The organism is Vagococcus salmoninarum (assembly GCF_003987495.1).
Taxonomy (GTDB): Bacteria; Bacillota; Bacilli; order Lactobacillales; family Vagococcaceae; genus Vagococcus_D; species Vagococcus_D salmoninarum.
On sequence record NZ_NGJU01000014.1, the window covers coordinates 77,523 to 95,681 of the forward strand.

Annotated in this window: 13 protein-coding genes; 11 read left to right on the forward strand and 2 right to left on the reverse strand. The window is 38.2% G+C overall.

Annotated features, from left to right (window positions below; all coding sequences use genetic code 11):
• Window positions 1-145: 145 nt before the first annotated feature.
• The gene (gene ileS, locus CBF35_RS09920; protein ID WP_126780675.1) at window positions 146-2,932 is read left to right on the forward strand and encodes an isoleucine--tRNA ligase; all 2,787 of its coding nucleotides are present in this window, start codon (window positions 146-148) and stop codon (window positions 2,930-2,932) included.
• A gap of 47 nt (window positions 2,933-2,979) precedes the next feature.
• On the opposite strand, the gene zwf is transcribed toward ileS, so the two are convergent.
• Together zwf and CBF35_RS09930 are read right to left on the reverse strand one after the other, a co-directional pair.
• Entirely contained in the window at window positions 2,980-4,503 is a 1,524-nt protein-coding gene (zwf, locus tag CBF35_RS09925; RefSeq protein WP_126780677.1) for a glucose-6-phosphate dehydrogenase, read from the reverse strand.
• Between the two features lie 157 nt (window positions 4,504-4,660).
• Entirely contained in the window at window positions 4,661-5,314 is a 654-nt protein-coding gene (locus tag CBF35_RS09930) for a metal-dependent transcriptional regulator (protein WP_126780679.1), read from the reverse strand.
• A 209-nt stretch (window positions 5,315-5,523) separates the two neighbouring features.
• Here CBF35_RS09930 and CBF35_RS09935 point away from each other — a divergent pair, with 209 nt between their 5' ends.
• The 10 genes from CBF35_RS09935 (at window position 5,524) to CBF35_RS09980 (ending at window position 18,009) form a co-directional block, all read left to right on the forward strand.
• Window positions 5,524-6,255: an acyl-[acyl-carrier-protein] thioesterase gene (locus CBF35_RS09935; RefSeq protein WP_126780681.1), complete on the forward strand. Its 732-nt coding sequence runs from the start codon at window positions 5,524-5,526 to the stop codon at window positions 6,253-6,255.
• A 224-nt stretch (window positions 6,256-6,479) separates the two neighbouring features.
• Window positions 6,480-8,165, forward strand: coding sequence for a potassium-transporting ATPase subunit KdpA (kdpA, locus tag CBF35_RS09940; protein ID WP_126780684.1), 1,686 nt, complete (start codon window positions 6,480-6,482; stop codon window positions 8,163-8,165).
• A 63-nt stretch (window positions 8,166-8,228) separates the two neighbouring features.
• On the forward strand, window positions 8,229-10,259 hold the full coding sequence (gene kdpB / locus CBF35_RS09945; protein ID WP_425330185.1) for a potassium-transporting ATPase subunit KdpB: 2,031 nt from the start codon (window positions 8,229-8,231) through the stop codon (window positions 10,257-10,259).
• Between the two features lie 13 nt (window positions 10,260-10,272).
• Window positions 10,273-10,839 (forward strand): potassium-transporting ATPase subunit C, encoded by a 567-nt coding sequence (locus tag CBF35_RS09950; protein ID WP_244922589.1) that lies wholly within the window; start codon window positions 10,273-10,275, stop codon window positions 10,837-10,839.
• Between the two features lie 70 nt (window positions 10,840-10,909).
• Window positions 10,910-13,594 (forward strand): sensor histidine kinase, encoded by a 2,685-nt coding sequence (locus CBF35_RS09955; RefSeq protein ID WP_244922590.1) that lies wholly within the window; start codon window positions 10,910-10,912, stop codon window positions 13,592-13,594.
• Window positions 13,595-13,609: 15 nt separating this feature from the next.
• Entirely contained in the window at window positions 13,610-14,296 is a 687-nt protein-coding gene (locus CBF35_RS09960; RefSeq protein WP_126780691.1) for a response regulator, read from the forward strand.
• Between the two features lie 292 nt (window positions 14,297-14,588).
• A complete protein-coding gene (locus CBF35_RS09965) occupies window positions 14,589-15,770 on the forward strand; it encodes a betaine/proline/choline family ABC transporter ATP-binding protein (RefSeq protein ID WP_126780693.1) in 1,182 nt (393 codons plus the stop codon).
• Complete coding sequence (locus CBF35_RS09970; protein ID WP_126780695.1) at window positions 15,770-16,402, forward strand: ABC transporter permease; 633 nt, start codon at window positions 15,770-15,772, stop codon at window positions 16,400-16,402. Before CBF35_RS09965 ends, CBF35_RS09970 begins: the two co-directional genes overlap by 1 nt.
• 5 nt (window positions 16,403-16,407) lie before the next feature.
• Entirely contained in the window at window positions 16,408-17,340 is a 933-nt protein-coding gene (locus CBF35_RS09975) for an osmoprotectant ABC transporter substrate-binding protein (RefSeq protein WP_280530457.1), read from the forward strand.
• A gap of 3 nt (window positions 17,341-17,343) precedes the next feature.
• Window positions 17,344-18,009, forward strand: a complete 666-nt coding sequence (locus CBF35_RS09980) for an ABC transporter permease (RefSeq protein WP_126780699.1) — start codon at window positions 17,344-17,346, stop codon at window positions 18,007-18,009.
• Window positions 18,010-18,159 lie beyond the last annotated feature (150 nt).

Consider the following 18,159-nt stretch of genomic DNA (forward strand, 5'->3'; position numbering starts at 1 on the left):
CTAAATCTGGGTGGTAACACGAGCACTTCGTCCCTATTAGGGGCGAAGTGTTTTTCTATTGACTCACAACTCAGTTCGAAGGGTAACACTGACTAAACATGTTTTAAATTAAACTTATTAATATAAATAAAGGGGCAAACGGATTATGAAAATGAAAGAAACATTGCAATTAGGTAAAACAGATTTCCCAATGCGTGGTAATTTACCAGTAAGAGAAGTTGAATGGCAAAAAGATTGGGAAGAGAAACAAATTTATGAAGAACGTCAAAAAATTAATGAAGGCAAACCGACCTTTATTTTACATGATGGCCCTCCATACGCCAATGGGAACATCCATCTTGGTCATGCTTTAAACAAGATTAGTAAAGATATTATTGTCCGTTCAAAATCAATGTCTGGTTTCCGTTCGCCTTACGTGCCTGGTTGGGACACTCATGGTTTACCAATCGAGCAAGTTTTAGCTAATAAAGGGGTTAAACGGAAAGAATTAACTCGCGCAGAATACTTAAAAAAATGTGAAGAGTATGCCTTAACGCAAGTCGACACTCAACGTGAAGATTTTAAACGTTTAGGAGTTGCTGGTGAATGGGATAACCCATACATTACATTAACGCCTGACTACGAAGCCGCTCAAATTCGCGTCTTTGGTAAAATGGCTGAAAAAGGTTATATTTATAAAGGTTTAAAACCAATTTATTGGTCACCATCAAGTGAATCATCATTAGCCGAAGCAGAAATTGAATACAAAGATGTTAAATCAGCTTCAATCTATGTGGCTTTCCCAGTTAAAGATGGTAAAGGTAAATTAGATACTGATACGTCATTTGTCATTTGGACAACAACTCCTTGGACGTTACCATCAAACTTAGGGATTTCAGTTAACCCAGAATACACGTATTTAGTCATTAAAGCTGATGGCCGTAAATTTGTTGTGGCGAAAGATTTACTAGAAACGGTATCTCAAGCGATTGAGTGGCAAGAAGTTGAGGTCTTATCTGAAATTGCCGGGACAGAACTTGAAAACATGACAGCTCAACACCCATTTTATGACCGTGAGTCACTATTAATGTTAGGGGATCACGTAACCTTAGACGCTGGTACTGGACTTGTTCATACGGCACCAGGCCATGGTGAAGATGACTACATCGTCAGCAAACGTTATGGCATCGAGCCTTTATCACCAGTCGATAACCGTGGTGTTTATACAGCAGAAGCGCCTGGTTTTGAAGGGATTTTCTACGATAAAGCTAACCCGATGATTACTGAATTACTAAGTGAAAAAGGGGCACTCTTAAAACTAGACTTCTTCACTCATAGTTACCCACATGACTGGCGGACTAAAAAACCAGTGATTTATCGTGCAACGCCTCAGTGGTTTGCATCGATTGATAAATTTAGAGAGAAAATTTTAAGTGAAGTAGAAGCTGTTGACTGGGTAATTCCTTGGGGGAAAACACGTCTTTATAACATGGTTCGTGACCGTGGCGATTGGGTGATTTCCCGTCAAAGAGCCTGGGGTGTGCCATTGCCAATTTTCTACGCTGAAAATGATGAGCCAATTTTAACAACTGAAACGATTGAACATGTAGCGAATATTTTTGAAAAAGAAGGCTCTCGCGTTTGGTACGAGCGGGATGCGAAAGATTTATTACCAGCTGGCTTCAGCCACGAAGGTAGTCCAAATGGTGAATTCCGCAAAGAAACTGATATTATGGACGTTTGGTTTGATTCAGGATCTTCTCATGAAGCTGTCTTACGTGGCCGTGATAATTTATCATTTCCAGCAGATATGTATTTAGAAGGGTCTGACCAATACCGTGGCTGGTTTAACTCAAGTATTACGACAAGTGTGGCAATTAACGGTGTAGCGCCATACAAAGCAGTTTTATCACAAGGCTTTACTTTAGATCCTCAAGGCCGTAAACAAAGTAAGTCACTTGGTAACACAATTGAACCAAGTAAAGTTATCAACCAAATGGGTGCCGATATTCTTCGTTTATGGGTAGCTAGTGTTGATTACGAATCAGATGTTAAAGTCGATATGAATACGATGAATCAAATTTCTGAAATGTACCGAAAAATCAGAAATACAATGCGTTTCTTATTAGCCAACACAACGGATTTTGTGCCAGCAGAACATGCTGTTGCTTACGATGATTTACGTTCAGTTGATAAATTTATGACTATCCGTTTAAATGAAATTACAAAACAAAGTCGTGAAAAAGGATATGATAAGTACTCATTCTCAACAGTCTACAAAACAGTAGTTAATTTCTGTACTCAAGAATTATCATCATTCTACTTAGACTTTGCGAAAGACGTCGTTTACATCGAAGCAGAAGATAATTACGAACGTCGTTGCATGCAGACTGTTTTCTATGATATTTTAGTAACCTTAACAAAACTATTAACACCAATCTTACCTCATACAACGGAAGAGATTTGGAGTCACTTAAAAGAAACAGAAGCTTACGTCCAATTAGCAGAATTACCTAGTTATCAAGAATTCCCTAACCAAGCAGAGTTAACAGACATGTGGTCAGCCTTTATGGAATTAAGAGACAACGCATTGAAAACTCTTGAAGAAGCCCGGAATGAAAAATTAATTGGCAAATCATTTGAAGCGAAATTAACGATTTACCCAAGTGAACCAGTTAAGGTTTTAATTGGTAGCTTAAACTCAAACTTAGAACAATTGTTGATTGTTTCTCAAGTAGAAGTTGCGGCTGTGGGAACTGTTCCGCCAGCTGGCGCCCATGATTTCACTAATATGGCTATTTTAGTTGAAAAAGCCCTTGGTGAAACGTGTGACCGTTGTCGCGCAGTTAAAGAAGACGTTGGTAGTCACGCTAAATTACCAACACTTTGTCAGCGGTGTGCTGAAATTGTTGAAACTAACTTCCCAGAAGCTGTAGCAGAAGGCTTCGAATAAAAAGCAAGCAAAAAAACCTCCGAGTTCATCGGAGGTTTTTCTTTGTTTTAAGATAGTTGACCATTGTCACGGTACCACTCGTCTGGATGCCAGATCCAATCGAAGCCATCTTTGGCTAATAAGTCAAAAGCACAGTCAGGTCCCATTGTTCCACTAGCATACTTAGGAATGTCAGTTTGATCTTTATCCCATGTTTGACGTATAACGTCCACTAGACGCCATGATTGAGCCACTTCGTCCCAATGTGTAAAGTTAGTGCTATCACCCTTCAAACAGTCTAAGATTAGCTTCTCGTAAGCTTCTGGACTATTATCTAAAGACTCAGCAGAGTGACGGTAATCTAATTTGATTGGATCAATGTTAAAGCCATCACCAATTTCTTTGCCATTAACAGTTAAAGAGAAGCCTTCAGTCGGTTGAATATAAATCGTTAAGACATTTCTCGGTAATTCTTCAGCGTCACAAGCGGAATCATGTTGATTACGGAAGACATTAATCGGCGATGGTTTAAAGACAATATTAATACGTGAGCCTTTTTCTGTTAACTGTTTACCAGTTCTAACGTAAAAGGGTACCCCACGCCAACGGAAGTTATCAATCATAAATTTCCCAGCGACAAAAGTTTCTGTTTGTGAAGCAGGATCGACATTGACTTCTTGACGGTAAGGTAAGAAGTTGCGGTTAGCTAATTGACCGGCATCGTATTGGCCACGAACGAAGTTTTCTTGGGCCTCAGCTTCAGAATAAATGCGGATTGAGTTCAAGGCTTTAATTTTTTCATCACGAATCGTCGTTTCAGAGAAAATCGCAGGTGGTTCCATCGCTAATAATGAAACGACTTGTAAGATATGATTTTGAACCATGTCTTTTAAAGCCCCACTTTGATCATAGTAGCCTCCTCGTTCTTCAACACCAAGGGCCTCAGATAAAGTGACTTGAATATTGTCAATGTATTTATTGTTCCATAAAGATTCAAAAATGTTATTGCCAAAGCGGACAGCAGAAATATTTTGAATCATCTCTTTACCTAAGTAATGATCAATTCTAAAGATTTGATCTTCTTTAAAGACAGCCCGGATTTCATTGTTTAAAGTTTCAGCCGTTTGATAGTCCGTTCCAAAAGGTTTTTCAATAATTAAGCGGTTAAAACCATCCGTGGTCATAATACCTTCTGATTTAATATGTTCAGTAATTGTTCCAAAGAAGTTTGGTGCCATCGCTAGATAGAAAATACGATTGTTTTGTAAGTGATACTTAGTATCTAGTTTAGTTGATAGCTCTTTTAAGTTAATATAGTGGGCAGTATCCGTCACATTATGTGCTTGATAATAGAAGTGACTAGTGAAATCAGCAAGCTCAGCTGGGGTTGGTTCTAAGTCTAAAATTGTTTCACCAACGATTTCACGGTAATACTCATCGGTCCATTCACGACGGGCAGTGCCAATAACGGCAAACTGCTCTTTTAAAAAGCCTTTTTTATAGAGTCTGAAAAGGGAAGGATAGAGCTTTCTTTTGGCTAAATCGCCAGTTCCTCCAAAAATTGTAAATAATGCTACTTGTTCATTCGACATGATAAGTCCCCTAACTTTCTTTATTTGATCAGGATAACCTCAGAAAAATTCTAGGTTAGTTAAATACAACAGTTTTATTCTACTAGTTTAAATGCTGTGAATCAAGGAGAAGGGAGTCATTAGTTTAAGATAAAGGAAAAACCTCGCTTAAACGAGGTTAACTTAAATCACTGACAAAAATATTATGGGCAGCTTTAAAGCTCACATGATATTTTTTACCAGCAGCATTAACTAAAGTCAAAGGCCCTTCATAGGCGCCAATCTTTTTGACAGTGACAATTTCATTGATGCCTAAGTCAATACTAGCTAAATAATCTAGAAGCTCCGTTTCATCGATGACCCGGGCAATTTTAACTTCCTCATCCAGGCTACATTGATTAAGAGATTTCATTTTCCGTTCTTGAATCATCTGGTTATTGCCAGGGATCACTCCGCCATGAGGGCAGACATCAGGGAAGCCTAGGTAAGCTTCGATTCGATTTGCTAATTCTTCAGAAGTCACATGCTCCAAAACCTCAGCTTCTTCATGAACTTCATTCCAAGCGTAATCCAAATGTTCGACTAAAAAGACTTCCCAGAGGCGGTGTTTTCTAACTAAGGTGCTAGCATGTTGTAAACCAGCATCGGTTAATTGGACGCCTTGATAGGGAGAGTGTTTAACAAAGCCGTCTTTTTCTAATTTAGAGATCATTTCACTGACAGAGGCTGCAGAAACATTTAGGCCTGCGACGATTGATTTATTATTGATTTTTTTACTGTACCCACCTAATTCAAAAATGAGTTTTAAGTAGTCTTCTTTATTCGGTGTCATAATACGAGGCCTCACTTTCTCATTTACTATTCTATCAGATTTAACACGCTTCTCGCAATCTTAATGAAACAGTCTTTCTTAAGAAGAACGCTTCCATTTTTTAAAAAATAAAACAATCTTTAAAGATGATTTATTTACTTGTATCTATTTTTTGTCTAGTTTAGAATAGTAAGTATTGAATAAATCCAAAGATAGGGGCTTAGTTACTTATGGCAAAGAAATTTACTGAAAAGCATGAAGTCATGTTTTACGAATGTGACGTTACCGGCAAACTAACATTACCAATGGTTTTAAACATTGTGATCAATACGTCTGAATCACAAAGTGAGGCTTTAGCAAGAGGCTCACACTATATTAATAGCCTAGGCTTAGGTTGGGTGATTACTCAACATGAAATGCGGGTCAGTCGTTTACCAAAAGCTGGTGAAACAATCGCAGTAACAACTGCGGCAACGACTTACAACAAGTACTTTTGTTACCGTGATTTTTGGATTCATGACGCTGAAGGTAAGGAGTGTGTGGCGATTACCTCAACCTTTGTTTTAATGGATCTAACGACGCGTAAGATGGTTAGTGTGCCATTTGAAGTTATCGAACCTTACGAAAGTGAAAAAATTACTAAGTTACAACGAGGAACTAAAATGTTACCAAAAACTACCGGCGAGAGTCGGCCTTACCGGGTCCGCTTTAATGACATTGATGGTAATCAACACGTTAATAATGCTCGCTACTTAGATTGGATGGTCGATTGTTTAGACTACGATTTCTTAACGAGTCATCAACCAACAGTCGTTAATATTCGCTTCGATAAAGAATTAAACTATAGTGAAATGATCGACAGTCAATGGGGCTTTGTTCCTGAAATTGCTGAGACAATTAGTCATCATCAAATCTATTCAGGTGAGACCTTATGTGCCGAAGCCAATATTAGTTGGCAATAATTAAATAATTTCTAAAAGCTGTCTCATCTGAGACAGCTTTTTTCTTTACACCTTCTTAACATCAGAACAATTTATCTTAACACTATCTTAATAAGAAAAAGCTTATCCTAAAGATAGCATAAGATAAGGAGTCGAAAGATGAATATAATTATTATAATTTGTGGGCTAATCGGTTTGTTTTTATTTATGTATTTATTATATGTCTTATTTTGGGGGGATTTACAATGACAGCAATCTTTTTATATCAAGGCTTATTTTTGATAACGTTAATTTTAATCAGCCTACCTTTAGGAAAATATGTCTTTAAAGTAATGGCAGGGGAAAAAGTTTTCACAACTAAATTGTTTTCCCCCATTGAAAAAAGTATTTATCGCATGATTGGTAAGGAAAGCCAACAAGAAATGAGTGGCAAACGCTACGGATTATCACTGATTAGCTTTACGTTAATTAGTTTTGTGACAGTCTTTGTGATGTTAGTGCTACAAGGGATATTACCAGTTAACCCTGGCGATGTTTCAGGAACGAGTCTGAGTTTAGCCTTTAATACAGCTTGGAGTTTTGTAACAAATACAAACTGGCAAGCTTACGCCGGTGAGACAGCTGTTTCCCCTTTAATTCAAGGTCTAGGCTTAACAGTTCAAAATTTCTTATCAGCAGCAGTTGGCATATCTGTGTTATTTGTTTTACTCCGGGGCTTTATGGCAAAAAGTGCTACTAGTATTGGTAATTTTTGGCAAGATTTAACTCGTTCCACGGTGTATTTTCTGTTGCCACTATCTTTTATTGTCGCCTTAATCTTAGTCTCACAAGGCGTAGTCCAAAGTTTGGCAGGGCCTGTCAGTTATCAAAGTCTAGAAAGTAGTCAAGAAAGCTGGTTATTTTTAGGAACTGCGGCTAGTCAAGTTGCGATTAAGCAACTAGGAACTAATGGCGGTGGCTATTTTGGTGGAAATTCAACCCACCCTTTTGAAAATCCAACGTTACTAAGTAATATTGTCGAAAATTTTGCGATTTTATTAATTCCAATGACTTTATTAATTTCTTTTGGTTATTTTGTTAAAGACCATAAGCAAGGTCGGACGATCATTGTTGTGACACTAATCATCTTTGTCTTAGCCTTAGTAGGTGTCACGATGAGTGAAATGAACCATCAACAATTACAACCAGAAATTAGTCAAATGGGCAATCTTGAAGGGAAAGAAACCCGTTTTGGCATCGGTTGGTCGGCTTTGTGGGCAGTTAGTACAACGGCTGCCTCAAATGGTTCTGTGAATGCTATGATGGATAGTTTTACGCCAATTGGCGGACTGATTCCGATGTTTTTAATGCAGTTAGGAGAAATTGTTTTTGGTGGGGCAGGCAGTGGCTTATACGGCATGATTGCTTTTGTCTTACTAACGGTATTTATTGCGGGGCTATTAGTCGGACGAACCCCTGAGTATTTAGGTAAGAAAATTGAACCATTTGATATGAAAATGGTCTGTCTAGTGATCTTAACACCACCTTTAATGACGTTATTAGGGACGATGGTTTTTGTCCTGTGGCCACAAGCCCCGAGCATGTTAACTAACAGTGGCGCTCATGGCTTTTCAGAAGTCTTATATGCCTTTTCGTCATTAGCTAATAATAATGGCAGTGCCTTTGCAGGTTTAGAAGCCAATACGACGTTCTTAAATATAATTGGCGGTTTCGTGATGCTAATTGTCCGTTTTGTACCAATGTTGGCAATTATTTTTCTAGGTGCTAACTTAAGTAAAAAACAAACTGTTGCAATTAGTGAAGGCACACTTTCAACTACTAATGGCACATTTACAGCGATGCTATTAATCGTGATCTTTTTAATTGGTGCCTTGAGTTTTTTACCAGCCTTAGGGTTAGGTCCAATTGCAGAGTTTTTTGTGACAAAATAATCAGTTAGGCTATTAAATAGAAATCAGGTGGAGACGATGAAAGAAAAAATTTCAAAAAAAAATATGTTAATGGATGCCTTGAAACAAGCCTTGGCAAAATTGTCCTTTAAAACCCAACTAGCTAATCCAGTCATGTTTGTTGTTTATTTAGGAGCCATGATGACAACCCTCCTTTATGTCTTAACCTTTTGGGGTATAGGTGATACATCAAGTTGGTTTACTTTAGCAATTGCTATGATATTATGGGCTACAGTCTTATTTGCTAACTTTGCAGAAGCGATTGCCGAAGGACGGGGTAGAGCCCAAGCGGATAGCTTAAAAAGTGCACGGAAAGAAGTCTATGCTAAAAGAGTTAAGTCAAAAGAGGAACTGACCCTTTTTGAAATGGTTAATTCAACAAACTTAAAACGTGGTGATCTAGTTTATGTCGTGGCGGGCGAACAAGTTCCCATGGACGGCGATGTTATTTTCGGGGCAGCCTCTGTTGATGAAAGTGCCATAACGGGTGAATCAGCGCCAGTTATTCGTGAATCTGGCGGCGACCGCAGTGCCGTGACAGGAGGCACAACTGTTGTTTCAGATGAATTAGTCATTCAAGTAACTGCCGAAAGCGGCGAAAGTTTTTTAGATAAAATGATTGCCATGGTCGAAGGCTCAGCCCGTAAAAAAACACCAAATGAAATTTCCTTACAAATCTTACTAATTACCTTAACTTTAATTTTTTTAGTTGTGTCAATGACCTTATTGCCGTATACCCAATTTGCTAGTAAATTAACTGGAACGGGTGAATCATTATCAGTGACAATTATTATTGCTCTCATCGTCTGTCTAGCACCGACAACTATCGGAGCGTTGTTATCTTCGATTGGAATTGCCGGTATGAGTCGCTTAAATCAAGCTAATGTTCTCGCAATGAGTGGACGAGCGATTGAAGCAGCCGGGGATGTTGATATTTTAATGTTAGATAAAACTGGCACGATTACTTTAGGCAATCGGAAAGCAAGTGCCTTTTATCCTGTTAAAGGGGCTTCGGAAAAGGATTTAGCTGATGCGGCTCAGTTAGCTTCCTTAGCAGATGAAACAGCTGAGGGCCGGAGCATCGTAGTTTTAGCCAAAGAACTATTTGATATTCGTGGCCGTAATTTAAAAGATTCAGAAGTGACATTTATTGATTTCTCTGCTAAAACGCGAATGAGTGGCATCGATTATCAAGGTGCTGAAATCCGTAAGGGGGCAGCTGATACGATTAAAAGCTATGTTGAAGACTATGGGGAAAGTTACACGGAAGAATGCCACAAACTAGTTACGAAAATTGCTAATTTAGGCGGAACGCCCTTAGTTGTGACTAAAAATCATCAAGTCTTAGGAGTCGTTTATTTAAAAGATATAGTTAAACAAGGAGTCAAAGAACGCTTTGATGACATGCGGAAAATGGGCATCAAAACCATTATGATCACAGGGGACAACCCGCTGACAGCCGCTGCCATTGCCGCCGAAGCTGGTGTCGATGATTTTTTAGCCGAAGCTACGCCAGAAGCGAAGTTAAACTTAATTCGCCAGTATCAAAAGGCTGGCCATTTAGTTGCGATGACTGGTGATGGGACTAATGATGCTCCCGCTTTAGCCCAAGCCGATGTGGCAGTTGCAATGAATACAGGAACCCAAGCAGCTAAAGAAGCTGGGAATATGATTGATTTAGATTCAAGTCCAACTAAACTCATCGATATTGTCCGCATAGGCAAACAGCTCTTAATGACTCGTGGTGCCTTAACGACCTTTAGTATTGCAAATGACGTTGCTAAATACTTTGCGATTATTCCAGTCTTGTTTTATGGCATCTACCCAGAATTAATTAGTTTAAACATTATGGCGTTAACTAGTCCAACAAGTGCAATTTTAGCGGCGATTATTTATAACGCCTTAATTATTATTGCCTTAATCCCTTTATCGTTGAAAGGCGTCCCTTATAAAGAATTACCAGCTAGTCAAATGCTACGTCACAATTTATTAGTTTATGGATTAGGCGGCTTAATTGCCCCCTTTATCGCTATTAAATTAATTGATGTTTGTCTGACCTTAGTTGGGTTAGTTTAGGAGGAAGTGTAAATTGAAAAAACTTATCGAAATTATTAAAGCATCCTTAATGATGTTAGGCTTAATGACCTTTCTTTGCGGATTACTCTACACGCTGACTGTGACGGGAATTGCTCAAGTATTTTTTCCAGATTTAGCTAATGGTAGCCAAATTTCAGTAATTGATCAAGGTGGCAAGTCGGTAATAGTTGGCTCTGAGTTGATTGGTCAAGAGTTTACAGCCCCTCAGTTTCTACAAGGACGACCAAAGGCTGGACCGAGTAATTTATCACCAGTCAGTCCTGAACAACAAGGGATTATTGCTGAACGGATCAAAACGTTGCTGAAAGAAAATGGTTCTAAAGAAGAGATTCCGAGTGAATTAGTTTTAGCTTCTGGAAGTGGCTTAGATCCAGAGATTAGTCGACTTGCAGCCGATTATCAAATCCCCCGCCTTGTGGAAACTACTCACTTAAATCAAGCTGAGATTACTAGGCTTTTAGATAAGCATACAAAAGGTCGTTTATTTGGTAAAATAGGAGATGAGCGAGTGAATGTTTTACAAGTTAATCTTGAGCTAGCAAATTTCCAAGTCAAATAGAAAAATAAAAAGAAACTTTAGCTTTGGCTGAAGTTTCTTTATGATTAATTGTCGAAAGGGGCGTTGTCTCGTGCTAATAGAAAGTGAGCGACCGAATCCAGATCATTTATTAATTAAATATCAACAAAATAATCAACAACGGGGCTCTTTAAAAGTTTTCTTTGGTTATGCAGCAGGTGTCGGAAAAACGTATGGCATGTTAAGAGCAGGGATTGAAGAACAGGCCAGTGGTCGTAAAGTCTTAATTGGTTACGTGGAACCTCATGCTCGCCCTGAAACGACGGCATTAGTCCAACAGTTACCGATGTTACCGATTAAAAAAATGAACTATCGCAGTCTAGACTTGGCAGAATTTAATCTCGAAGAGGCCTTAAAGCTAAAACCAGAATTGATTTTAGTCGATGAATTAGCCCATACGAATGTTGTTGGGTCACGAAACCGTAAACGGTATCAAGACATCGACGAATTGTTGCGAGCGGGGATTGATGTCTACACGACTGTCAATGTTCAACATATTGATAGTTTAAATGATGTTGTGGAAGATATTACTGGCATATCTGTCCTTGAAACAGTACCAGATAGCTTTTTTGAAGAAGCTCAAATTAAGTTAATTGACATTGAACCGAAAGAATTATTACAAAGACTCCAAGCGGGTAAAATTTATTCAGCTGAAAATACGGAGAAAGCCTTAAATAATTTCTTTACTTTAGAAAACTTAAGTTTGCTCAGGGAAATAGCTATTCGGAAGGCTGCTGACCACATCAGCCTAGAAAATCGTTTTGAAAAAACCGCGGCTAAAACTAAAATTCAAAGTAAGCTATTAGTTTATCTTGATACCCGGTCTTCGAAAGGGACTGAAAAGTGTTTACGTTGGACAGCACGGTTAGCAGCTGCTTTTCGCGTTGCTTGGGTGGCCCTTTGTATTTTAGATGAAGATCAAGACGAAAAAGGGGAATCTCATCCATCTTTTGAACTAGCTGAAAGTTTAGGGGCCGAAACAGTCACCTTACAGTCAGACGATAAAATTGCTACCTTAGTTCATTATGCAAAAATTACAGGTGTGTCGGATATTATTTTAGGTAAAAATCGTCATAAAAAATACCGTTACCATCTGTTTCATCAAGAAATTGAAGATCAGTTAATTAATGAATTAGCAGATGTTGAAATTCATATTGTGCCTTTTTTTGATGGTGGCAAGCTAGCAGAGGATAGTAAAAGGAATCACTATAACTTTAAAAAGAAGTGGCTGAATCTTAGTGATTTAGTTAAAAGTACTAGTTTACTATTAATTGGCACACTACTTTCAGAAGTATTTTTACTCCTAGGTTTAGGGGATCAAAATGTAATTGTCATTTATTTGTTCATTGTTTTAATTATCTCACGAATTACTGAAGGGTACTTATATGGCGCCTTATCTTCAATTATTAGTGTTTTATTATTTAACTGGTTTTTTGTGGAACCACTATTTTCATTAACTGTTTATAAAGCAGGCTACCCGATTACAATGGTGATTATGTTTAGTGTGGCTTTAATTACTAGTAATATGATGATTAGAGTCAAAAAGCAAGCTTTAGTGTCAGTTGAAAAAGAGCATCGCATGACAATTATTTATGAGTTAAATAAAAATTTATTAGGCACAAAAAACTTTAGTGAAATTGTGACGCTAGTTAATAATTACTTAGGAAGAACTTTAGAACGTAGTATTATTTTTTATACAAAAGACCCAGAAAAAGCCACCTTAGTTTATGAGTTAACGAGTTTCAATCATTTAGAAGTTCCTCAAGCAAGTTTATTAAGTGAAGAAGAACAAGCTGTAGCCAATTGGGTTTTTACAAATGGTCAAGTAGCAGGCTATGGCAGCGATACTTTAATGGGCGCCAAGGGCTATTATTTACCGGTCTTTGCTAATCAAGAAGTCGTTGGGGTAATCGGTATTTTATGTCAAGGCAGTGGCCCTTTAAACTACGAAAATCACAATTTCTTGAAACTAATTGGTTTTCAATTGTCTCTGGCAATCGAGCGGCAGCAATTAGCAGATGAGCAACAAAAAATCATGATTGAAAATGTTAAAGAAAAAATGCGTGGCAACCTTTTACGAGGGATTTCCCATGATTTAAGAACGCCGTTAACTGGGATTTTAGGCGCAAGTTCTGCCTTATTAGATAATAAAGGGAAAATCTCTTCAGAGATAGAAAAACAATTATTGACAGATATTAAAGAAGACTCGGAATGGTTGATTCGCATGGTGGAGAATATTTTATCAGTAACCCGGATTGATGAAGGGAGAATGGCAGTAAAAAAAGACCCAGAAGCAGTCGAGGAAATTATTGGCTCGGCAGTCAATCGCATTCGCAAACGCTTTAAAGAACAAGAGATTCATGTGGAAGTACCTAGTGAATTATTGCTTGTTAAGATGGATGGCAAGTTAATTGAACAAGTATTAATTAATTTAATGGAAAATGCCATTAAACATGGGGGAAACTCAGCTAATATCGCTGTAACTGTTACTAAAGGCAAGCAAGAAGCGCTATTTAAAGTGAGAGATGAGGGCAGAGGCTTAACTACCCAAGAATTAGCCAATCTTTTTAGTCAGCAACGAGGGGCAGATGATAGTCAGCTTCCGATTGATAGTAAACGTGGCTTAGGAATCGGCTTATCGATTTGTCAAACAATTATTCTCGCACATGAGGGCAGTATTTATGGTGAAAATAACGAAGATAAAGGCGCAACCTTCAGTTTTAGTTTACCACTGTAGAGAGGAGGCAATAACATGCATCAACAAACAATCTTAATCATTGAAGATGATCCAGCCATTATGAATTTTATGACAGCTATTTTAGAAGCCGCAAACTATCAAGTGTTACAGGCTGGAACCGGCAAAATTGGTATGAGCTTGTTAATTAGTTATCAACCAGCTTTATTGATTTTAGATTTAGGACTTCCAGATATGGATGGCTTTACTATTTTAGAAAAAGTTAGAAGTTGGTCGGAATTACCAATTATCATTGTTTCCGCCCGGGAGCACGAATCAGAAAAAGTTAAAGCCCTAGATTCAGGAGCAGATGATTATATTACGAAACCTTTTGGGACTTCAGAATTGTTAGCGAGAATTAGAACGGCGTTGCGTCATAGTCGCAAACCCGTTGAAGCAGAACAAACCTTACAAGTTAGGGAGTTAAGCTTTGATTTTGAAAAACGCCAAATTAAATTAGCTGATAATGTTGTTCACTTAACACCAACAGAATATAAAATCTTACAACTCTTAGTGAAACACCAAGGAAAAGTCTTAACCCATGATTTTATAACTAAGGAAGTTTGGGGACCTTACCTTAATGAAAACCAAGCGTTACGTGTAAATATGTCAAATATTCGTCGAAAAATCGAAAAAAACCCAGCTGATCCTGAGTATATTATTACTGAAGTCGGCATTGGTTATCGGTTCGTTGAAGGCAATTAGTTAACTAGATCTAAGTTACAGTCATTTGTAACTTAGATTAGCTGACTAGTCATAAAAAAGTCATCTTTTAGACATATTTAAGGTACTTTTATAATAAAAAGCTAAAAGCGCTTTCTAAACTGTTATAAAGGGGCTGATGCCAGACTTAAAATGCGTAAATACGCCATTTATAACCTTTAAAAGTTGTAATTTTTTTTTAGATGCCCCATACTTGTAAGTGTACAAACATTTTATTTCAATACTAAATTCGAAGAAAGCTTTTATTTATTTGAGAAAGCTAAAAAAGTAAGGAGTGAAGAATGTGATTGAATTTAAAAATGTAACGAAAACTTTTAAAGGTGGCAAAGTCGCCGTAGATAACGTCAATATTTCATTCAATAAAGGTGAGTTTGTCTGTTTTATTGGCACAAGTGGGAGTGGTAAGACAACGACGATGCGAATGCTGAACCGGATGATTGAACCAACGAGCGGTCAAATTTTAATTGATGGTGAAGACATTCAAAAGAAAGACCCAGTGGAGTTACGACGAGGGATTGGTTATGTCATTCAAAATATTGGCTTAATGCCCCATATGACTATTCGGGAAAACATTGTCATGGTGCCTAAGTTGTTAAAATGGCCTGAAGAAGAACGGAATCGAATTGCCGACAAGTTAATTGACTTAGTTGAATTGCCACGAGAGATGCTAGACCGTTACCCAAGCCAACTTTCAGGTGGGCAACAACAACGGATTGGTGTCGTTCGGGCCTTAGCAGCAGATCAAGATTTAATCTTAATGGACGAGCCTTTTGGTGCCTTAGACCCTATTACCCGAGAGTCATTACAAGACTTAGTTAAAGAATTACAAGAAAAAATGGGTAAAACCATTGTTTTTGTAACTCACGATATGGACGAAGCCATCAAATTAGCTAACCGAATTTTAATTATGGATGATGGTAAGGCGATACAATTTGATACCCCAAGTAATATTTTAAAAGCGCCAGCTAATGAATTTGTTGAAAATTTGATTGGTGAAGATCGCTTAATGCAAGCCCGTCAAGAAGAAACCACAGTTGAGCAAGTGATGTTGAAAGCGGCAATTTCGATTACGCCAGAGAAATCTATTAGTGAAGGCATTAAACTAATGCGTGAAAAACGGGTGGATACGTTACTAGTTGTTGATGGCAGTGGAGTCTTAAAAGGCTTTATTGATGTTGAAGACATCAATCGTAATCGCAAAACTGCCACAAGTGTTGGCGACATTATGCAAAAAGAAGTCTTCTTTGTTCGCAAAGATTCGTTCTTACGAGATACACTTCAACGGATTTTAAAACGAGGCTTGAAATATGTGCCTGTAGTTGATGAGAACAGCCGCCTTGTTGGGATCGTCACCCGTTCCTCACTAGTCGACATTGTTTACGATGTTGTCTGGGGCGACGAAGATTACCTTGAAACTGCTATAGAGGAAAATCAAAACGGTCAGGAGGAAGTCTAATGAATGCTTTTTTATTAGAACATGGCCAAGAATTATTTGTTAAAACATGGGAGCACATTGGCATCTCAGCAATTTCCTTATTACTAGGTGTTTTAGTAGCGGTCCCTTTAGGAGTATTTTTAACCCGTTTACCTAAAATCTCAAACGTAGTTATTGGCATTGCCAGTCTCCTACAAACGATACCGTCACTAGCTCTCTTAGCTTTAATGGTTCCTTTACTCGGAGTTGGTAAACTTCCAGCTGTCATTGCCTTATTTATTTATTCCCTCTTACCGATTTTACGAAATACTTTTATCGGGATGGATGGCGTCAATGAAGATTTAAAAGATGCGGCTAAAGGAATGGGTATGACGAATCTCCAATCGATTATTATGGTAGAAGTCCCAGCCGCCTTGCCAACGATTATGGCTGGCATTAAATTATCAGCAGTCTATGTGATTGCTTGGGCTACCTTAGCTTCATACATTGGTGGTGGTGGTTTAGGTGACTTGATTTTCAGTGGCTTAAATAACTATTTACCAGAATTAATTATTGGTGGAACAATCCCAGTGACAATTTTAGCTTTAGTCACTGACTTTGGCTTCTCAAAGCTCGAAGATAAACTGACTCCTGTTACTGAAAGGAGTGAGTAAGTATGTTGAAACAATTTAAAAAAGCGTCTTTAACACTGCTTATCTTGCCGTTGCTCCTGTTATCAGCCTGTTCACTGCCAGGTTTGCCAAGTGGCAATACAAAAGATACGGTTTCTGTTGGTAGTATGTCAACCTCTGAATCTCAGATTTTAGCGGGGATGGTTAAAGGGATGATCGAACATTATACGGATATCAAAGTTAATATGGTCAATAACTTAGGAACCTCAACAGTGATGCACCAAGCCATGTTAAATGGCGATGTGAGTATTTCAGCTTCCCGTTACACGGGGACCGATTTAAGTGGCGCCTTAAAGCTACCACCTGAAAAAGATCCAGATAAAGCGATGGCCATCGTTCAAAAAGAATTTAAAGAACGATTTGACCAACGTTGGTATGACTCTTACGGCTTTGCGAATACGTATGCTTTCATGGTTAGTCAAGAAACGGCTGAAAAGTATGATTTAAAGACTATTAGTGATTTAAAAGACGTTGCTAAAGAATTAACCGCTGGGGTAGATACGTCATGGTTAGACCGTAAAGGTGATGGCTATAAAGGCTTTGTTGCAGACTACGGTTTTGACTTCGGTAAAGTTTATCCGATGCAAATTGGTTTAGTTTATGACGCAGTTAATGCCGGTAAAATGGATGTGGTTCTTGGTTATTCAACTGATGGCCGGATTGCTAGTTATGACTTAGTCGTTCTCGAAGATGATCTCCAGTTTTTCCCACCTTACGATGCGTCGATTGTCGTTGGTGAAACGCTCTTAGCAGAACATCCTGGCTTAGATGAAATTTTAGCTAAGTTATCAGGAAAAATCGATACTAAAACTATGCAGCAATTAAACTATGATGTTGATAACGATTTGTTAGAACCAGAAATTGTGGCTACTCGCTTTTTACAAGACAATCGTTACTTTTCAGAAGAAGGGGGGAAATAAGCGATGAAAGATTTAAATGTCATCCAACAATTTTTCTACTATTTTAATGAAAATGGCAGTTATGTGATTAGTCAGTTTAGTCGACATTTCTTAATCTCTTCTTACGGGGTGTTGTTTGCAGCACTAGTCGGTATTCCTGTTGGGATAATGATTGCCCGTCGGAAAAAGTTAGCTAAATGGGTAATAGGTGCTGCTAATGTGATTCAAACAGTCCCTTCCTTAGCGATGTTATCAATCTTAATGCTGGGCTTAGGCTTAGGTGTTAATACCGTCATCGTCACAGTCTTTCTATATTCACTACTGCCGATTATCTCGAATACGTATACTGGGATGATTCAAGTCGATCCAACAGTCTTAGATGTTGGTAAAGGGATGGGCATGACCCGCTTAGAATTATTATTCCAAGTCGAGTTGCCACTATCAATTTCCGTGATTATGGCAGGGATTAGAAATGCTTTAGTCGTTGCCATCGGGATTACTGCTATCGGTTCCTTTGTTGGGGCAGGGGGCTTAGGTGATATTATTAGCCGAGGAACTCAAGCCACAGATGGAACAGCCTTAATTTTAGTTGGGGCGTTACCAACGGCCTTAATGGCGATTATGGTTGACTGGTTATTAGGAATTCTTGAAAGAAGACTAGACCCGGCTTCAAAAATGAAGACAAATTAAGTTAATAAAGTCTTAAAATTAAGGCTCTACGTCAAATTGTGTGGATGGCTAAAATTTAGTCGAATAAATAGTTACTTAGGCAGCTTCATCAGAAATGGTGAAGTTGCTTTTTTGTGTCACTTTAAAACTGATTAGAATGCGGTGTTTAAA